Annotated in this window: 22 protein-coding genes; 15 read left to right on the top strand and 7 right to left on the bottom strand. The window is 33.3% G+C overall.

Going from position 1 to position 13,710, the window contains the following annotated elements; all coding sequences use genetic code 11:
* Positions 1-43 precede the first annotated feature (43 nt).
* The 4 genes from EPK97_RS21380 to EPK97_RS07915 all read left to right on the top strand — a co-directional run bounded on the left by EPK97_RS21380 (position 44) and on the right by EPK97_RS07915 (position 1,435).
* Entirely contained in the window at positions 44-184 is a 141-nt protein-coding gene (locus EPK97_RS21380) for a hypothetical protein (protein ID WP_170295489.1), read from the top strand.
* Between the two features lie 83 nt (positions 185-267).
* The gene (locus EPK97_RS07925) at positions 268-474 is read left to right on the top strand and encodes a BhlA/UviB family holin-like peptide (RefSeq protein ID WP_240903732.1); all 207 of its coding nucleotides are present in this window, start codon (positions 268-270) and stop codon (positions 472-474) included.
* Positions 475-1,245, top strand: coding sequence for a peptidoglycan recognition protein family protein (locus tag EPK97_RS07920; protein ID WP_162036086.1), 771 nt, complete (start codon positions 475-477; stop codon positions 1,243-1,245). It begins immediately after the preceding gene.
* Position 1,246: 1 nt separating this feature from the next.
* Positions 1,247-1,435: a hypothetical protein gene (locus EPK97_RS07915; RefSeq protein WP_162036085.1), complete on the top strand. Its 189-nt coding sequence runs from the start codon at positions 1,247-1,249 to the stop codon at positions 1,433-1,435.
* Positions 1,436-1,455: 20 nt separating this feature from the next.
* Here the strand turns inward: EPK97_RS07915 and EPK97_RS07910 are convergent, their stop codons facing one another.
* Entirely contained in the window at positions 1,456-1,989 is a 534-nt protein-coding gene (locus EPK97_RS07910; protein WP_162036084.1) for a hypothetical protein, read from the bottom strand.
* A 149-nt stretch (positions 1,990-2,138) separates the two neighbouring features.
* Between EPK97_RS07910 and EPK97_RS07905 the strand changes: the two genes are divergently transcribed.
* Together EPK97_RS07905 and EPK97_RS07900 are read left to right on the top strand one after the other, a co-directional pair.
* On the top strand, positions 2,139-2,480 hold the full coding sequence (locus EPK97_RS07905) for a YolD-like family protein (RefSeq protein ID WP_162036083.1): 342 nt from the start codon (positions 2,139-2,141) through the stop codon (positions 2,478-2,480).
* Positions 2,480-2,728 carry a hypothetical protein gene (locus EPK97_RS07900; protein ID WP_162035955.1) on the top strand — a complete coding sequence of 83 codons (249 nt, stop codon included), beginning with the start codon at positions 2,480-2,482 and terminating at the stop codon, positions 2,726-2,728. The genes EPK97_RS07905 and EPK97_RS07900 overlap by 1 nt, the downstream gene beginning before the upstream one ends.
* A 251-nt stretch (positions 2,729-2,979) precedes the next feature.
* Here EPK97_RS07900 and EPK97_RS07895 read toward each other — a convergent pair whose 3' ends face one another.
* Positions 2,980-3,204, bottom strand: coding sequence for an XRE family transcriptional regulator (locus EPK97_RS07895; RefSeq protein WP_162036082.1), 225 nt, complete (start codon positions 3,202-3,204; stop codon positions 2,980-2,982).
* A 197-nt stretch (positions 3,205-3,401) separates the two neighbouring features.
* Here EPK97_RS07895 and EPK97_RS07890 point away from each other — a divergent pair, with 197 nt between their 5' ends.
* The 4 genes from EPK97_RS07890 to EPK97_RS07875 all read left to right on the top strand — a co-directional run bounded on the left by EPK97_RS07890 (position 3,402) and on the right by EPK97_RS07875 (position 5,048).
* Entirely contained in the window at positions 3,402-4,211 is an 810-nt protein-coding gene (locus EPK97_RS07890; RefSeq protein ID WP_162036081.1) for a ParM/StbA family protein, read from the top strand.
* Positions 4,195-4,416, top strand: coding sequence for a hypothetical protein (locus tag EPK97_RS07885; protein WP_162036080.1), 222 nt, complete (start codon positions 4,195-4,197; stop codon positions 4,414-4,416). The genes EPK97_RS07890 and EPK97_RS07885 overlap by 17 nt, the downstream gene beginning before the upstream one ends.
* Positions 4,417-4,498: 82 nt before the next feature.
* Complete coding sequence (locus EPK97_RS07880; RefSeq protein ID WP_162036079.1) at positions 4,499-4,741, top strand: hypothetical protein; 243 nt, start codon at positions 4,499-4,501, stop codon at positions 4,739-4,741.
* A 1-nt stretch (position 4,742) separates the two neighbouring features.
* Positions 4,743-5,048: a hypothetical protein gene (locus EPK97_RS07875; protein ID WP_162036078.1), complete on the top strand. Its 306-nt coding sequence runs from the start codon at positions 4,743-4,745 to the stop codon at positions 5,046-5,048.
* 247 nt (positions 5,049-5,295) lie between these two features.
* On the opposite strand, the gene EPK97_RS07870 is transcribed toward EPK97_RS07875, so the two are convergent.
* The 3 genes from EPK97_RS07870 to EPK97_RS07860 form a co-directional block, all read right to left on the bottom strand.
* Positions 5,296-5,790 carry a hypothetical protein gene (locus EPK97_RS07870; protein ID WP_162036077.1) on the bottom strand — a complete coding sequence of 165 codons (495 nt, stop codon included), beginning with the start codon at positions 5,788-5,790 and terminating at the stop codon, positions 5,296-5,298.
* Between the two features lie 353 nt (positions 5,791-6,143).
* Positions 6,144-6,380, bottom strand: coding sequence for a hypothetical protein (locus EPK97_RS07865; RefSeq protein ID WP_162036076.1), 237 nt, complete (start codon positions 6,378-6,380; stop codon positions 6,144-6,146).
* Between the two features lie 2 nt (positions 6,381-6,382).
* Positions 6,383-6,721, bottom strand: coding sequence for a ribbon-helix-helix domain-containing protein (locus EPK97_RS07860; protein WP_162036075.1), 339 nt, complete (start codon positions 6,719-6,721; stop codon positions 6,383-6,385).
* Between the two features lie 601 nt (positions 6,722-7,322).
* Between EPK97_RS07860 and EPK97_RS07855 the strand changes: the two genes are divergently transcribed.
* Positions 7,323-7,811, top strand: a complete 489-nt coding sequence (locus tag EPK97_RS07855) for a hypothetical protein (RefSeq protein WP_162036074.1) — start codon at positions 7,323-7,325, stop codon at positions 7,809-7,811.
* Between the two features lie 262 nt (positions 7,812-8,073).
* Positions 8,074-8,565 carry a hypothetical protein gene (locus EPK97_RS07850; RefSeq protein ID WP_162036072.1) on the top strand — a complete coding sequence of 164 codons (492 nt, stop codon included), beginning with the start codon at positions 8,074-8,076 and terminating at the stop codon, positions 8,563-8,565.
* A 411-nt stretch (positions 8,566-8,976) separates the two neighbouring features.
* On the opposite strand, the gene EPK97_RS07845 is transcribed toward EPK97_RS07850, so the two are convergent.
* On the bottom strand, positions 8,977-9,378 hold the full coding sequence (locus EPK97_RS07845) for a (4Fe-4S)-binding protein (protein ID WP_162036071.1): 402 nt from the start codon (positions 9,376-9,378) through the stop codon (positions 8,977-8,979).
* A gap of 34 nt (positions 9,379-9,412) precedes the next feature.
* Positions 9,413-9,859, bottom strand: coding sequence for a MarR family winged helix-turn-helix transcriptional regulator (locus EPK97_RS07840; RefSeq protein ID WP_162036070.1), 447 nt, complete (start codon positions 9,857-9,859; stop codon positions 9,413-9,415).
* 110 nt (positions 9,860-9,969) lie between these two features.
* Between EPK97_RS07840 and EPK97_RS07835 the strand changes: the two genes are divergently transcribed.
* From EPK97_RS07835 to alr, 3 genes are all read left to right on the top strand, one after another.
* Entirely contained in the window at positions 9,970-11,061 is a 1,092-nt protein-coding gene (locus EPK97_RS07835; protein WP_162036069.1) for a low temperature requirement protein A, read from the top strand.
* Between the two features lie 281 nt (positions 11,062-11,342).
* Complete coding sequence (locus tag EPK97_RS07830) at positions 11,343-12,401, top strand: DUF4367 domain-containing protein (protein WP_338075667.1); 1,059 nt, start codon at positions 11,343-11,345, stop codon at positions 12,399-12,401.
* Positions 12,402-12,526: 125 nt separating this feature from the next.
* On the top strand, positions 12,527-13,687 hold the full coding sequence (gene alr / locus EPK97_RS07825) for an alanine racemase (RefSeq protein ID WP_162036068.1): 1,161 nt from the start codon (positions 12,527-12,529) through the stop codon (positions 13,685-13,687).
* Positions 13,688-13,710: the final 23 nt, after the last annotated feature.

Genomic DNA, 13,710 nt, shown 5'->3' with positions numbered 1-13,710 from the left:
TAGATTATATATGTTACATCATATATAGAAAGGAGGGATTAACATGGGTTCACATAGTTCTGGTAGTGGAGCTGTATTAGTTCTAGTACTATTCATTCTTTTAGTTATTATTTTAGTTGCTGCAAGTGGACGTTCGAGATATACTAGGTTATTAATCGCAGCAGGAAGCCCAAGTGGACTTTAAGTCTTAATATAAAGCTATACAGTAAATTCAAAACTCTGCTTATCTAATAGCAGGGTTCTTTAATGTTAAGGAGGGTGGATAGATTGGAATTAAATATCATTCAATATTTTTTAACTCAGGGACCCTTTGCGGTCCTTTTTGTATGGTTACTTATTTATGTGATGAAGAACAACAACAACCGAGAAAATAGACTCTATAACACCCTAGATGAATTAAGCAAAAGGTTCGGTTCTTTGGATAAAAAACTAAATCGCATAGAAGACAAAATTGATAGGAAGGAGGGAGAGTAAATGACCTTCAAAATAAAATATCCCATCACCAAGAAATACCTTACTAAAGGCACAAAAAGAAGATCAGGATATCAGATTCCTGAAGTAGGATTTATTGTTGCTCATGACACTGGAAATGATGGCTCAACTGCATTACAAAATATTAAATACTACGAGAGTTCAAACAATGTAATGAGTGCATCCGCTCATATTTTTGTAGATGACACAGGTATTTATGAGTGCGTTCCCTTGCTTACAGATACACCAGAAAAGGCATGGCATGTTCAATATCAAAAACCTTTGGATAATCAGATATTTGGTGATGATGCAAATGATATAGCAGCAGGTGTTGAACTTTGTTTTTCCCATCTAAGAGGAAGTATTAATAATGAAGAGTCCTATAAAAGGTATGTATGGGTATTAGCTTATATCTGTTTTAAGTTTGGTCTAGACCCTGCAAAATCAATTATCGGTCATCATATTCTTGATCCACAAAGAAAGACAGATCCACAAAACGCTCTATCAAAAATGGGTAAATCTTATGAGCAGTTATTACAAGATGTAGTGAAAGAATTCTATGATTGTTTACCGAAGGAGGAATTGAAACTAAAAAAATGGCAGATAGCTGTGGCTCATCAATCTATTGAAAACCTAAATGAGAAAGAATTGCTTCATGATGTTGATGTATGGAAAAAGAAAGTAGAGGAAAAACCGCAGGAAGTCATTAACGATTTTCCTTGGTTATTCTTTGTTATGTTAGATCGATTAAGTGAAAAGAAAGGGGATATATAAAATGAATACATTTATAGAAAGAATTAAACAACCTCATATATTACTAATGATTGCTACATTGATTTATCAAGGGCTAGAGTTTTACGGTTATGGAGTTGAGCAGGAAACATTTCAAATGTCTGTTGATCTGGTTACTTTTTTATTATTGGGTATGACAGTTTATAAATCTGAGAAGAATAAGTTGATATAGAGATATAATCCCCACTGGCTTTAGGTAGCTGGTGGGGGAGTAGTTCTTTTAGAAGTTCTGGATGGATCGTTAATTTTTTGTTGAGTTAGTGGAGTAATCCTTGTTATTGAACATGTAAGAAAAATGTCTAAAAAGGGAGGTGCAGCTCCCACGACAACTCCTTCCCCTACACCTAAGATTTGATCTGTAAATGATACTTGTGCAGCAATTAATTCAATTCTGAAAGTATTCCCAATCTTAAACTTTAGTAAATTTGTCATAGGGTCTTCACAGCAAGCGCATTTCCCTCTACTATTTTTTTTAGGTTTTAAAGCCGATATTATCCTCGTAGTTATAGTATTTGATGGATCTTCAATACACACATGAGTAATTTGACATATAGGAAATTCTCCATTATTTGTTGACACAATAAAATCTTTAACACCGGTAATGATAGTAGGAATATTACTAACTGGTGTTTCAATATTTAAATTTTCTACTCCAATCAAGTCCTCCAAAATACACTGCATCGGACAGACACAGCAATCACATATGGATTTATCAAACGCCCCCATGAGATCACGTCCTTATAAGTTTTTAATATTGTATGAGTTCAAATGATGTTTTGATTGGACGTGTAACTATTCTCTAAAAATGTGCTCTTGCATATTTTCCAGTATCTCTTATATAATAAGAACAAATGTTCTAATAAGAGGTGATTGAAATGAAAGAAAATAAACTAACACCTGGTTCAAATATGATGTGGGAAGCCAGTCGCATGATACTACCTGAACATAAAGAACTCATGAACTATTATCAAAAAGAAAGAAATAGAAAAACGAAGCCAGAACTTGTGGAAGAAGAAGTCAATATTATATCTCAACAATTATCTGAATCAAAGTTGAGTGAATCACAAATCACAGTCGAGTTGTTCAGGGCTTTTGGTCAGAATGCGTTTAAGACTGGAACAGTGACTAAATTCGATACCCAATTAAAACAAATTAAATTAGAGCATGAGCATGAATATGAGTGGATAAAGTTTGGTGATATAGTAGGGGTGTCCTGATGCTAACAGACCTTGAAAGAAAAGTATTACGTATTCTGTATAACTTCCCTCATTCAATAAAAAAAAGAATGCCAACCATTCGAGAACTGGAAATCAAAACAGGAAAAGACGAGAAAACAGTGAGATCTGTATTAAACGGACTTGTTAAAGGAAGGTATATCGAATGTAAGGACGGAAATACTCAGAATATAAAGATTATATCAACTAGGGATTATGATTCTCCTTTTAAAATGAGAAGAAACCACTGACCTTAAAAAGTCGGTGGTTTTTCTTTGGCTTCACCTTAAATGAAACCATGCCCATAAAAAATTAGTTTTAAACAGTTCTATTATATCAAACACCTAATATTTTACAAATTATTGCAATCTAGCAGCTTAAAGATATTAATTGCTCCATGTTTCTTTTTATTTTTAGTTTTTTACATTTATTATTGCAAAAGTCTTGTTTCTTATAAAGCTTCTTTTTACAGTATAAACATTTCATTTATTCATTTCTCCTTTCATAAATCCCAAAATTGATCAGCTCTAACGGAAGGATCTACTTCACGTAGGACTTTTATTATTTTTTGAGAATTTCTGTATGTAGGTGATCGATCATCATCTATAGCTAATTGACTAATGGTACCGTGACTTACACCACTTTTGTTAGAAATCCACTGTTGTTTTAAACCTTTCCTATCAATCCATTTACCAAAATTACTTCGGGGCTTCCCCAAACCAAACATTCTATCATTCCTCTCACTTTTTATTATCATTCTGTCCAAATTTATAATTAATTAAACATTTTGAAAATTAATTTGAATAAGGGACAAGCCGTAGCTAATACACTCTTAACAAATGGGACGGATAATATCTAGATAACATCTAATCAACAATTTTAGGTACTAGATAATATCTAGATAACATCTAAAGGAGTGATGAAATGATTACAGTTGGTGCAGATATTGGCAAGTTTAGAACAAAGATAAAATGGAGAGGGGGCACACAAAGTCATTTATCATGTGTATCAACGTTTAGAGAGTTGAGGGGTGATGTTCCACTAGACAACCAAAATCTAATAGTTGAATACAAGAACCAAAGATTTTTCGTTGGTGATCTAGCCGAAAGAGAAGGACAGAATTATCTTAACTCTCCTGATTGGCACAAATCCAATACGGTTACATTGATCAATCTATTTGCAGCATTTAGCAGGATACCAGGAACGGATTTTAGTATTGTTGTAGGGAATCCATTTGGCATTAACACGTTAAAAGAAAGAGAAGTACTTAAAAACATGCTGATAGGGACCAAACATTTCAAAGTCAATCATAAAGACTATAGAATCACGATCCATAATGTTGGTGTAGCACCTGAAGGAATAGCAGCTTACTACTCAATGCCAATACACAACGATTTAAACATACTTGATTTTGGTTCATCTACAATTCACGCTATTGCGATCCGTAACCGTAGACTCACTGATAAACGAAGTCATACCTTTGATTTTGGCTTCGAGAGCTTAATTGATACAGATTTCAGGTCCATCATGCAGGGTATTAAGTTCAAATTAGAAAAGAAGTGGAATGATTTTGATGAAAGGATCATGTTGATAGGTGGAAAAGCACCTGAAATGGATGTCTATGTGAAAGAACAATATCCAAACAGCAATATCACGATCCATCACAATCATCATTTTGCTAATGCGTTAGGTATGTATGAAATGGGGCGTGTAGCATATGAAAGGGCAAATTAATGTTCAAATCGCTTTTAATCCAAATAATAAACATCATATGAATATGTTGAATTGGTTGAATGAACAGAGCAGCAATCGCTCTTCCTTCATTAAAGAGGTGCTTTTTCATTGGATGGAAGGGAAAGAGTCTCAACCAACACCACGGAAGGTGAAAAGAGAGGATGGTTCTAGGGATGAAGGGGAGATACTTAACCTTTTGGGTTAACCTCTCCCCTACCGTACAAAACTAGATACTATGATGTCATGACATCGAACTTAACTTTGGGAAAATCGAGGTGATTGGTTAAATGGAGGGAAGAAGAAGGTTAGATCGTAAACACAGGTTTCAGCTACGTTTAAAGCAAGAGCTTCATGCGGAAGCTGAGATCATTTGTTTTAAGCATCCTATGTCATTTAATTTACTTTACACTGAAGCGATTGATTACGCTTTAGGTTCAAACGGGTTTTTAAATTATATTGCAGATAAATACCCAAGGGATAATAGGAAAGGTCATTTTACTTATATACATTCACAAGGGAGGAATTATTAAGATGGGACTTTTAGATTGGTGGTTCGGTAAAGACGATAAGGTTTATTTTACTGTCACGATGGATCAACGTATTGAGAAAGTTTTAACAACATATGTTGCATTACATAATGCTAAAGTAGATGAAGTGGACCATATTAAAGAGGATGACGTAATTGAAGATGCGTTAAAACTGTATTTACGTGGCAGCTTACACATCGATGATGAACAGGCAAGAGTTAAAAAACAAAACATGAAGCCAACTTACATAAACGACCATCGAACATCGAGAGGAAGGGCACAAGCTAGAGAATTATTACAATATGAATAGAGGTAAAAGGGCAGTTAACACACTGCCCTTTTTTCATATAACTTTTAAAAGTTTGTTATATATAATCTTAAATCAGATAGTTATACTGAATCTAAACGAATTATTCATTATTTTTGGTTGGCTCACTTTTATACCAACTCTTTGGATAAGAATTCTTTTTGAAGGTTATAGTGGTTATCCTGATTTCCGTTTAGTTAAGCCTGTTCGTACGATTCTTGATTTATAGCAGCTGCTACGCCACCATCATTTAAGACGATGGCGATGGTGCTCCTTCTAAAATAGCTTCTATGAAACAACTAGATATAACAACTGTATTTGTTGCTCCCGAATCAGGATCAACCCCAAGCATATTCACAATGCCTTCACCTACATCACTGATAACACCATCAAAAGTTAGATTGGACGTTTCTATTGTTACTTCCTGACCTTTTAATAAATTGGCTACATCCGTTATAGGGTCTTCACAACAAACGCATTCTCCTTTTGTACTTTTTCGAATCGGTTTTAAATTTAAGGGAACTATTCCCGACAATTGAACAGAATTTATTTGACAAATAGGGTTATGAATTCTTCTGCCGTCTGAATTTATTCCAGAAACAATAAAGTTTTCGACTTCCTCTATTTGAATATTAAATCTCTCATCATCATTCGCTATGTCAACGACTTGACCAATTAACTGCTTCAACACACATTGCATTGGACAAACGCAACATGTACAGATCGAATCATTAAAAAAACCCATGTTAAACAACTCCTTCTTCTTTTATTTGATGAGATATCTTATGCACTGGATGTCATAAATGAGTGGACTTCTGTCTTAGGTATATAAAATCCGCATTTGTCTGTGTCAACAGGTGATGATATACCATAAGATAGGAGTACAGCACGTTTTCCAATAAAATTTAGGTGATTTCATTAAGGAACTAGTCCATACAAAAGAGGATTCACGAACATATGGTGCGATTGATGAGATGAGGTGTAAAAAATTCTCCTTTTTATATAGATTATGAACGAAAAAAAAGCCATTGAAGGTGGCGATCTCCAATGACAAAAAGAAGGTAATATTAATATAATCTATTAAGCTACAAAATATACCTAAGATAGTTCATCCGATATAATATTTTCAATCTCTTGGATAGCCTTTTTAATTCCCTCTATTCTAAGTTTTACATTTTTCTCATAATCGGGATCAGTTTCGTACATATCTGAATCAACTGCAATAGCTTCAATTATTGCCATATAGCTACGAATTTCTTTATTTTTATCGGAAGGTTTTTCATTAGTATTAATGTTTGCTACGTCTTCAAAGCTTAAAGGGTTTTTATTGGGCATTTTTACACTTCCTTTTCTAACTCTTTTCTCAATAAAGCATTGATTAATTCACTCTTAAATCCTTTACCATGTTTTTTTGCTTCTTCATCAAATTTTTCCGCAACATCTACATCCAAATAGATGGACGTTTGCTTTTTCTTGGTTATGACCTCGTTAACTTTAGTACCACACTTAGGACAAAAATTAGGTGAATGAATCTCTTCTTCTCCATTAATTTGAAAACAATTACCAACAAGGCACCAGTTACAATTCATACATTTATATAATGATAGTTCGGTTTCGTTTTCATTATCATTAATGAGTAGTTCTTTAATCAGTTCAATTTTAGTTTGCTCTGTCATTTGAAATTACTCCTATACATAATTTGAATTTATTTTTTAATACTATTTTAAGTTAATAAGCTGTGATTTGAAACACTTACTTATTTCTTCCTAAATTAACAATAACTTTTTAAAAGGTGTCCGAATAGTGTCCGATAAGGTTTGAAACAGCTAAAAATTATGTATTGGATAAATCCACAAACGTTGATTTTATAAGGTTTTTAATGTTTATATGTTTATATTTTTCGCACTATAAAATGGGCGGTATGATGTAATATCATCCCAATGAACCTATAATATCAATGTTTTTTCCTCAAATGTGATCTTTAGGGTCTCATTTGGGTCACATAAGGATTTAATTTAAAAGCTTCTCATTAGTTCTTCGAACTTTTGGGAAGCTTTTTTCTTTTTCAGTTTAGTTAGTGCAGGTATACGTGTTTTATCGTTTTATCATTCTTATGCCCAAGACGATCCATAATCTGTTCTATGCGGATAAACCCAGTTGGCTGTATAGAGATTATAGTTGATTAGCGGAAATTCAGTACTAGGGGACAAACGTCCATTCATAATGACAATTAAACTCATATAATACACTAACTTAAATAAAAAGGAGTTGAATTTTATGGGACATTTCGATAAATCCCTATGTGATTGCTGCGTTTGCCCGATGGAATGTGTGTTGAAGCAGTTGATTGGTAAAAATATAAACGTATCTGTATTATTTGGAAGTGAAGTTATTTTAGTTCCAGTAAAGGTAGAACGTGTAGAAAATTTTATTTTATTTACTGATAATGGAGATTTTGCGATTCATTCTATTATAGCTGTATCAATGGATTTCGATCCTCAAATTCAATTAAAACCAATAGAGAAGAATATTGGAGAATGTGCATGTATTGAAGATCCTATGACTAGTTTATTAAATTCTAAAATTAATCAAAATGTAAACATTGTAGGTCTCGATGCAATTATATTAAAAGTAGGAGAAGGAATTGTATTAGCTAAAGGAGAAATTGATGGAATGACATTATTTTTTATAATTTCAACTTGTTTCATTACTGCAATTGATGTTCCAACAGATATTGAGGAAGTTAATTTATTTAAAAGAATATAGGATTTTATTAAACATGTAGATCTTATAAGCTTCTCATTAGTTCTTCGAACTTTTGGGAAGCTTTTTTCTTTTTCAGTTTAGTTATCGTTTTATCATCCTTATGCCCAAGGCGATCATTAATCTGTTCTATGGAGATAAACCTAGTGGATGTTTAGAGATGATAGTTGATTAGCGGAATTTCAGTACTAGGGGACAAACGTCCATTCATAATGACAATTAAACTCATATAATACACTAACTTAAATAAAAGGAGTTGAATTTTATGGGACATTTCGACAAATCACTCTGTGATTGCTGCGTTTGTCCGATGGAATGTGTGTTGAAGCAGTTGATTGGAAAAAACATAAACGTAGCTGTAGTATTTGGAAATCAGGTAATTGAAGTTCCAGTAAAGGTAGAACGTGTAGAAAATTTTATTTTATTTACTGATAACGGAGATTTTGCGATTCATTCTATTTTAACTTTATCAATGGATTTCGATCCTCAAATTCAATTAAAACGAATAGAGAAGAACATTGGAGAATGTGCATGTATTGAAGATCCTATGACTAGTTTATTAAATTCTAAAATTAATCAAAATGTAAACATTGTAGGTCTCGATGCAATTATATTAAAAGTAGGAGAAGGAATTGTATTAGCTAAAGATCAGGATTGTCCACCACAATTTTTTATAATCTCAACATGTTTCATTACTGCAATTGATGTTCCTATTAGACAAATAAATTTATTTAAAAAGAATATAGGATTTTATTAAACATGCTGGGACTTCACGGTAAATCAAAAGAAAATGAACCTCGAAAATTCTGAAACAAGTGATAACATGGACACATTAAATGAGTAAGTGGGCACTATTTTTAGTGTTTATTTTTTGTTTTCTAGCCTCAGATAGTCCCTGTGCCTTTTTGAATTTCCTAAAGATTTCGGTAATAGGTGTCCTTATAAATGTCCCCTAATAATCCCTATGAATATTTTCGATACTTTCTATCTATTTACTCTCTGAAAATACTAATCAGTAGGGATATGAAAGCAGCTTTAAGCCCACTTTTAATAAATCCATGCGATCTTAATAGATTAAATGTGAGCCAATACTCATTTGATGACTGCATTGCAATTTGTGATTCTCCGATTGAAGGGAAAATTAGTAATGTTGGAGAAGGAATTGTCATTACTTTTGATGGCTGTTATCACAAAAAGGTTTGTTTTTAGATAAACCACAACCACAAAGAGATGCACGATTGCTTTTAATATTGTCTTCACCCTGATTAATGGACAAGTCTCCTCTAATAAAAAGAGTACCGTTAGCATTTTCTTCAATCGTAGTTTTTTTGCTTGGGATTTCTTGTTCACCACCATCTTTACGGATATATTCCAATGCACCACTTGGGCATTTTTCTATCACTTCAGCTATTTTATCTGCTATATCCCCGTCAGTATCAATCCATGGCTTATTTTTTAAATTAAATACTTTTGGTAATCCCCTTACACATTTTGCGGCATGAATACATCTTTTGCGATTAAAAGAGACATCAATATGTTTACCAGTATATTTTTTTATATTTGTAGTCAAAGTATACTCACTCCTAAGTTTGATATTATTTAGATCATTTTTGAATTTTTTTTAACAAGTATAGTAACTGCTTTTGCTCTTCACGGTTCAATCCACGAAATTGATTTGCACGAAGTTGTTCTTGCTGGGGCACGACCTCATTGTAAAGTTGCTCTCCTTTTTTTGTTAGAGAAATATATTTATTCTTCCATTCCTGCTCACGTATAATGAGATCAACATCCTCCATTTTTTTTAATAATAGAGTGACATTTCCTTTCGTGACAAGCATCCTTTTCGCTAATTCCTGTTGTGTTAACCGTCCATGAGTATATGAGCCAATTTGTGCTAAAACATCAAATTGGGCAGTGGATAAATTCCATTGGTTTAGAAATTGATTGGATTGGCGGGAATTTTTATTAACAAATCGCACGAATCTAATCCACAATATTAAACCTAATCGCTTTTCTTTATCATTTAATAATTTATTAGTATTTTGTTTCATAATGTCATCACCTCAATGCATTGATAGTTTAGTATTAAACTGATATAATTGTCAAACATAAAAATACATAAGATAATAAATATTATTTATTTCGAAATGGGGGTTAATAGGTGCACGAGAAAAAAGTAACTTGGTTAGAACTTTTTTATGATTTGGTATTTGTAGTGGCTATTGCAACTACGACGCACGTACTTTTGCACGTTGAAGAAGGGGTAATTCATGCAGAGTACATATTGAAGTTTGTATTAATGATTATTCCCATATGGTGGGCATGGGTAGGACAAACGCTGTTTATTAATCGATTCGGTGAAGATTTAACTCACCAGCGTGTCTTTATGATCATACAAATGTTTTTTACGCTCATTATGATTTCAAGTTTATCTGTTGACTTTGATAAGTATTATTATTCTTTTCTTTTTGGTTATTTAGGACTAAGGGTTTTTACAGTGAGTCAACACCTTGTTGCTAGAAGGCGTGAAGAAGGGGATCGACAAAAGGTTGCTCAATATTTGGGAACTTACTTCTGGATTGGAATTATAATCTCATTCTTATCTATCTTTTTCGATTCTTGGATTAGGTATGTTGTGTTTTATTTGGGGATTGTTGTAGAGATAATCATTCCTATGTTCGGAAGAAAATATCTAATTAAGTACCCGACAAATATCGCTCATTTATTAGAACGGTTTGGATTGTTTACCATCATTCTCTTTGGTGAATCTATAGTAAGTGCTCTTTCTATACTAGATCCTAAAGACGGTGACTGGTATTCCATTTTGTTTTCGGCCATATCATTTATAGTCATTATTTCAATGTGGTGGCAGTATTTTGATAACATGGAGAAAAAGGTTGATAAAAACTTGAAAACTGCAGGACATTCAATCATTTATGGTCATTTACTTATTTTTACTTCCCTAAGTATGATCGCCGTTTCGTTACAATTGATGTATTTATACGAGGTAGAGTACTACTTCATGGTATTTTTTGTATTTTCATCAGTTATATTATATTTCTTTGCAACAACTTTAGTTTTTCATCAATACAGACACGTACATCATCGATTAAAGGTTTACCATCTAGGATTATTTGTAGGTATATTGGCTTTATTTATACTCATTGATTTATTATTTGTTGTACCCAAGATTGTTATCGTGATACAACTAGCTATTTTCTTTATTGTTTATGCAAAAATTACAACTAGGTAACTTAACTCAGTTATGATAAGAAGCTCTCCGGTTTTGGAGAGCTTCTTATCCATCAAACCACATGAACCCCCACCTTTTACGAAATCACTTCATTTGGCAAAATCTTATTATGGAAAAGACCCCCATAAAATTTAGTGTTTATATATTTTATGTCAGGATCATCGATTCATATTTTGTAACTCCTCTTTTTTTATTTTGCTTGTTAAGCTAGTCTGCATAAATGTCCAAGTTCCCACATAGACATGTATCAGTAAATTAAACTTTTTGTGGAGGGGATGTACATGCGTATGCGTAAAATCACATGGATATTTATCGTTGTGATATGCGTATCACTTATCTTGTCAGCCTGTGGTTCGAGAGATGCAGATGACGTAGTTGGTGATTTAGAAAAGAAGCTAAAAGACTTGGAGAGCTATCATGGAACGGGAACAATGACACTGAACACAGGAAATGAAGCACAGGAGTATCAATTAGAGGTAAGTTATAAGTCGCCTCATTATTATCGTATCTCCATTACGAATAGTGAAAGAGATGTCACTCAAATTGTTTTACGTAATGACGAGGGAGTTTTTGTACTCACCCCTCATTTACAGAAGAGCTTTCGATTCCAAAGTGATTGGCCAGGGCAGCAAGGGCAAGTATATTTATATGAAACTTTAGTAAATAGCATTTTAACGGATGATGAAAGACAATTTACAATGGATGATGAACAAAAATCTTTTGTATTTGATGTAAATGCCAATTATCAAAATCGTTCTTTAAGTCGTCAAAAGATTTGGTTAAGCAAAGATGGTTATGAACCACAACAAGTGGAGATTGCTGATGATAGTGCATCTGTGCTTGTATTAGTGAAGTTTAATGAATTTGAGTTTGGTAAACAATTTGAGGACGATGCCTTTGATATGAAGCGTAACTTATCCATGTGGCAAATGAAATCACTTCCTACTTTTTTAGCAGATCAAGAAGCGGAAGATAATGAAGCTGAGTCAGGTCCAACAAACCTATCGTTTGGAGTTTACACGCCAAGTTATACACCTGAAGGAGTGGAGTTTAGTGATTTAAGAGAAGTTCCGCGTGATGACCATTTAGCAATCTTAGTTCGTTATGCTGGAGTATATAATTACACGATTATTGAGGAAAAACCAGAAGCTAAAGATGTGAGCCTTACCCAAGGTGAAATTATTGATTTAGGTTATACTTTTGCAGTATTAACAGGTGAAATACAAAAGACATTGAGCTGGAATTATGATGGAGTGGAATTCAAATTAACGACAGATGATTTACCTAAGGAAGAAATGGTGAAGGTAGCACAATCTTTAGAAGGACAAATAGGAAAATAAATACCAAAACTTGTTTGTAGTTTGTTCATTGACAGCCTTATCATAAGCGATTAACATTAAAGGGATAGGCATAATCACAATATTTATTTCTTTGTTCCTTATTGTGTGAAGAAGGTGAACATACGATGGATTCATATTATCGCCCAACTTGGGCTGAAATATCTTTGGACGCTTTACATTATAACCTAACAAGATTTCAAGAGATTCTTCCTAATCATATGGGAATTATGGCTGTAGTTAAAGCAAACGCTTATGGACACGGTGCAGTAGAAGTAGCTAAACAAGCGATCTTAAGTGGAGCCCAATATATCGCTGTTGCGTTTTTGGATGAAGCTTTGGAACTTCGTAATTCAGGAATTACTGCACCGATCCTCATACTTGGATACATTCCTCCTGAAGCTGTTGAACTAGCTATTCAACATGATATCACATTAACTGTTTTTCAGGATGAAACCGTCGAAGCTTTATGCAAAATAAGAAACCATGAACCAATTAAAGTTCATATTAAAATAGATACAGGTATGGGACGGTTAGGCGTGCGTTACGAAAATGCCATCCCTTTTATTGAGAAAGTACTACAGCTTGATGGAGTTGAAATTGAAGGTGTTTATACTCATTTTGCGAATGCAGACGAAGAGGATAAAACATACACTTTAGAACAATATCAACTTTTTAAAGGGATTGTTGACTATTTTAAACAAAAAAATATCACTTTTTCAATAATCCACACAGGTAATAGTGCAATTGCAATAGATTTACCTGAGTATTCTTATAATATGGTGAGACTTGGAATCAGTATGTATGGGCTTTATCCGTCAACAGAAATAAATCATCATAAAGTTGATCTTAAACCAGTGATGAGTTTGAAAACTAAAATTGTACACTCAAAAGTATTACCTTCTGGATCGGGTATCAGTTATGGAACCAGGTATTTTACGAAGAATGATGAGCAAATTGCAACCTTGCCTATAGGGTATGCTGATGGTTATTCTCGAATGTTAAGTGGGAAAGTGGATGCTTTAATCAGAGGGAGAAGGGTACCAGTTGTAGGTACAATTTGTATGGATCAATGTATGATTAATATAACGGGATTGGATAATGTTAAACTTGGTGAAGAGGTTGTATTGTTTGGTAAACAAGGTAATGAACAGATTCTTGTAGAGGAACTGGCTGATCAGTTGGATACCATAAATTATGAAATTGTATGTATGATCTCTCATCGTGTTCCAAATGTATATGTTCAAAATGGAAGAACAGTGATGGTGCATAACGGTTTACGTTTATAATAACCAATAATTACTATGCATAA

The sequence above is a fragment of the Chengkuizengella sediminis genome (assembly GCF_010078385.1).
Classification (GTDB): Bacteria; Bacillota; Bacilli; order Paenibacillales; family KCTC-33759; genus Chengkuizengella; species Chengkuizengella sediminis.
This window is presented reverse-complemented; position numbering and strand designations above follow the sequence as displayed.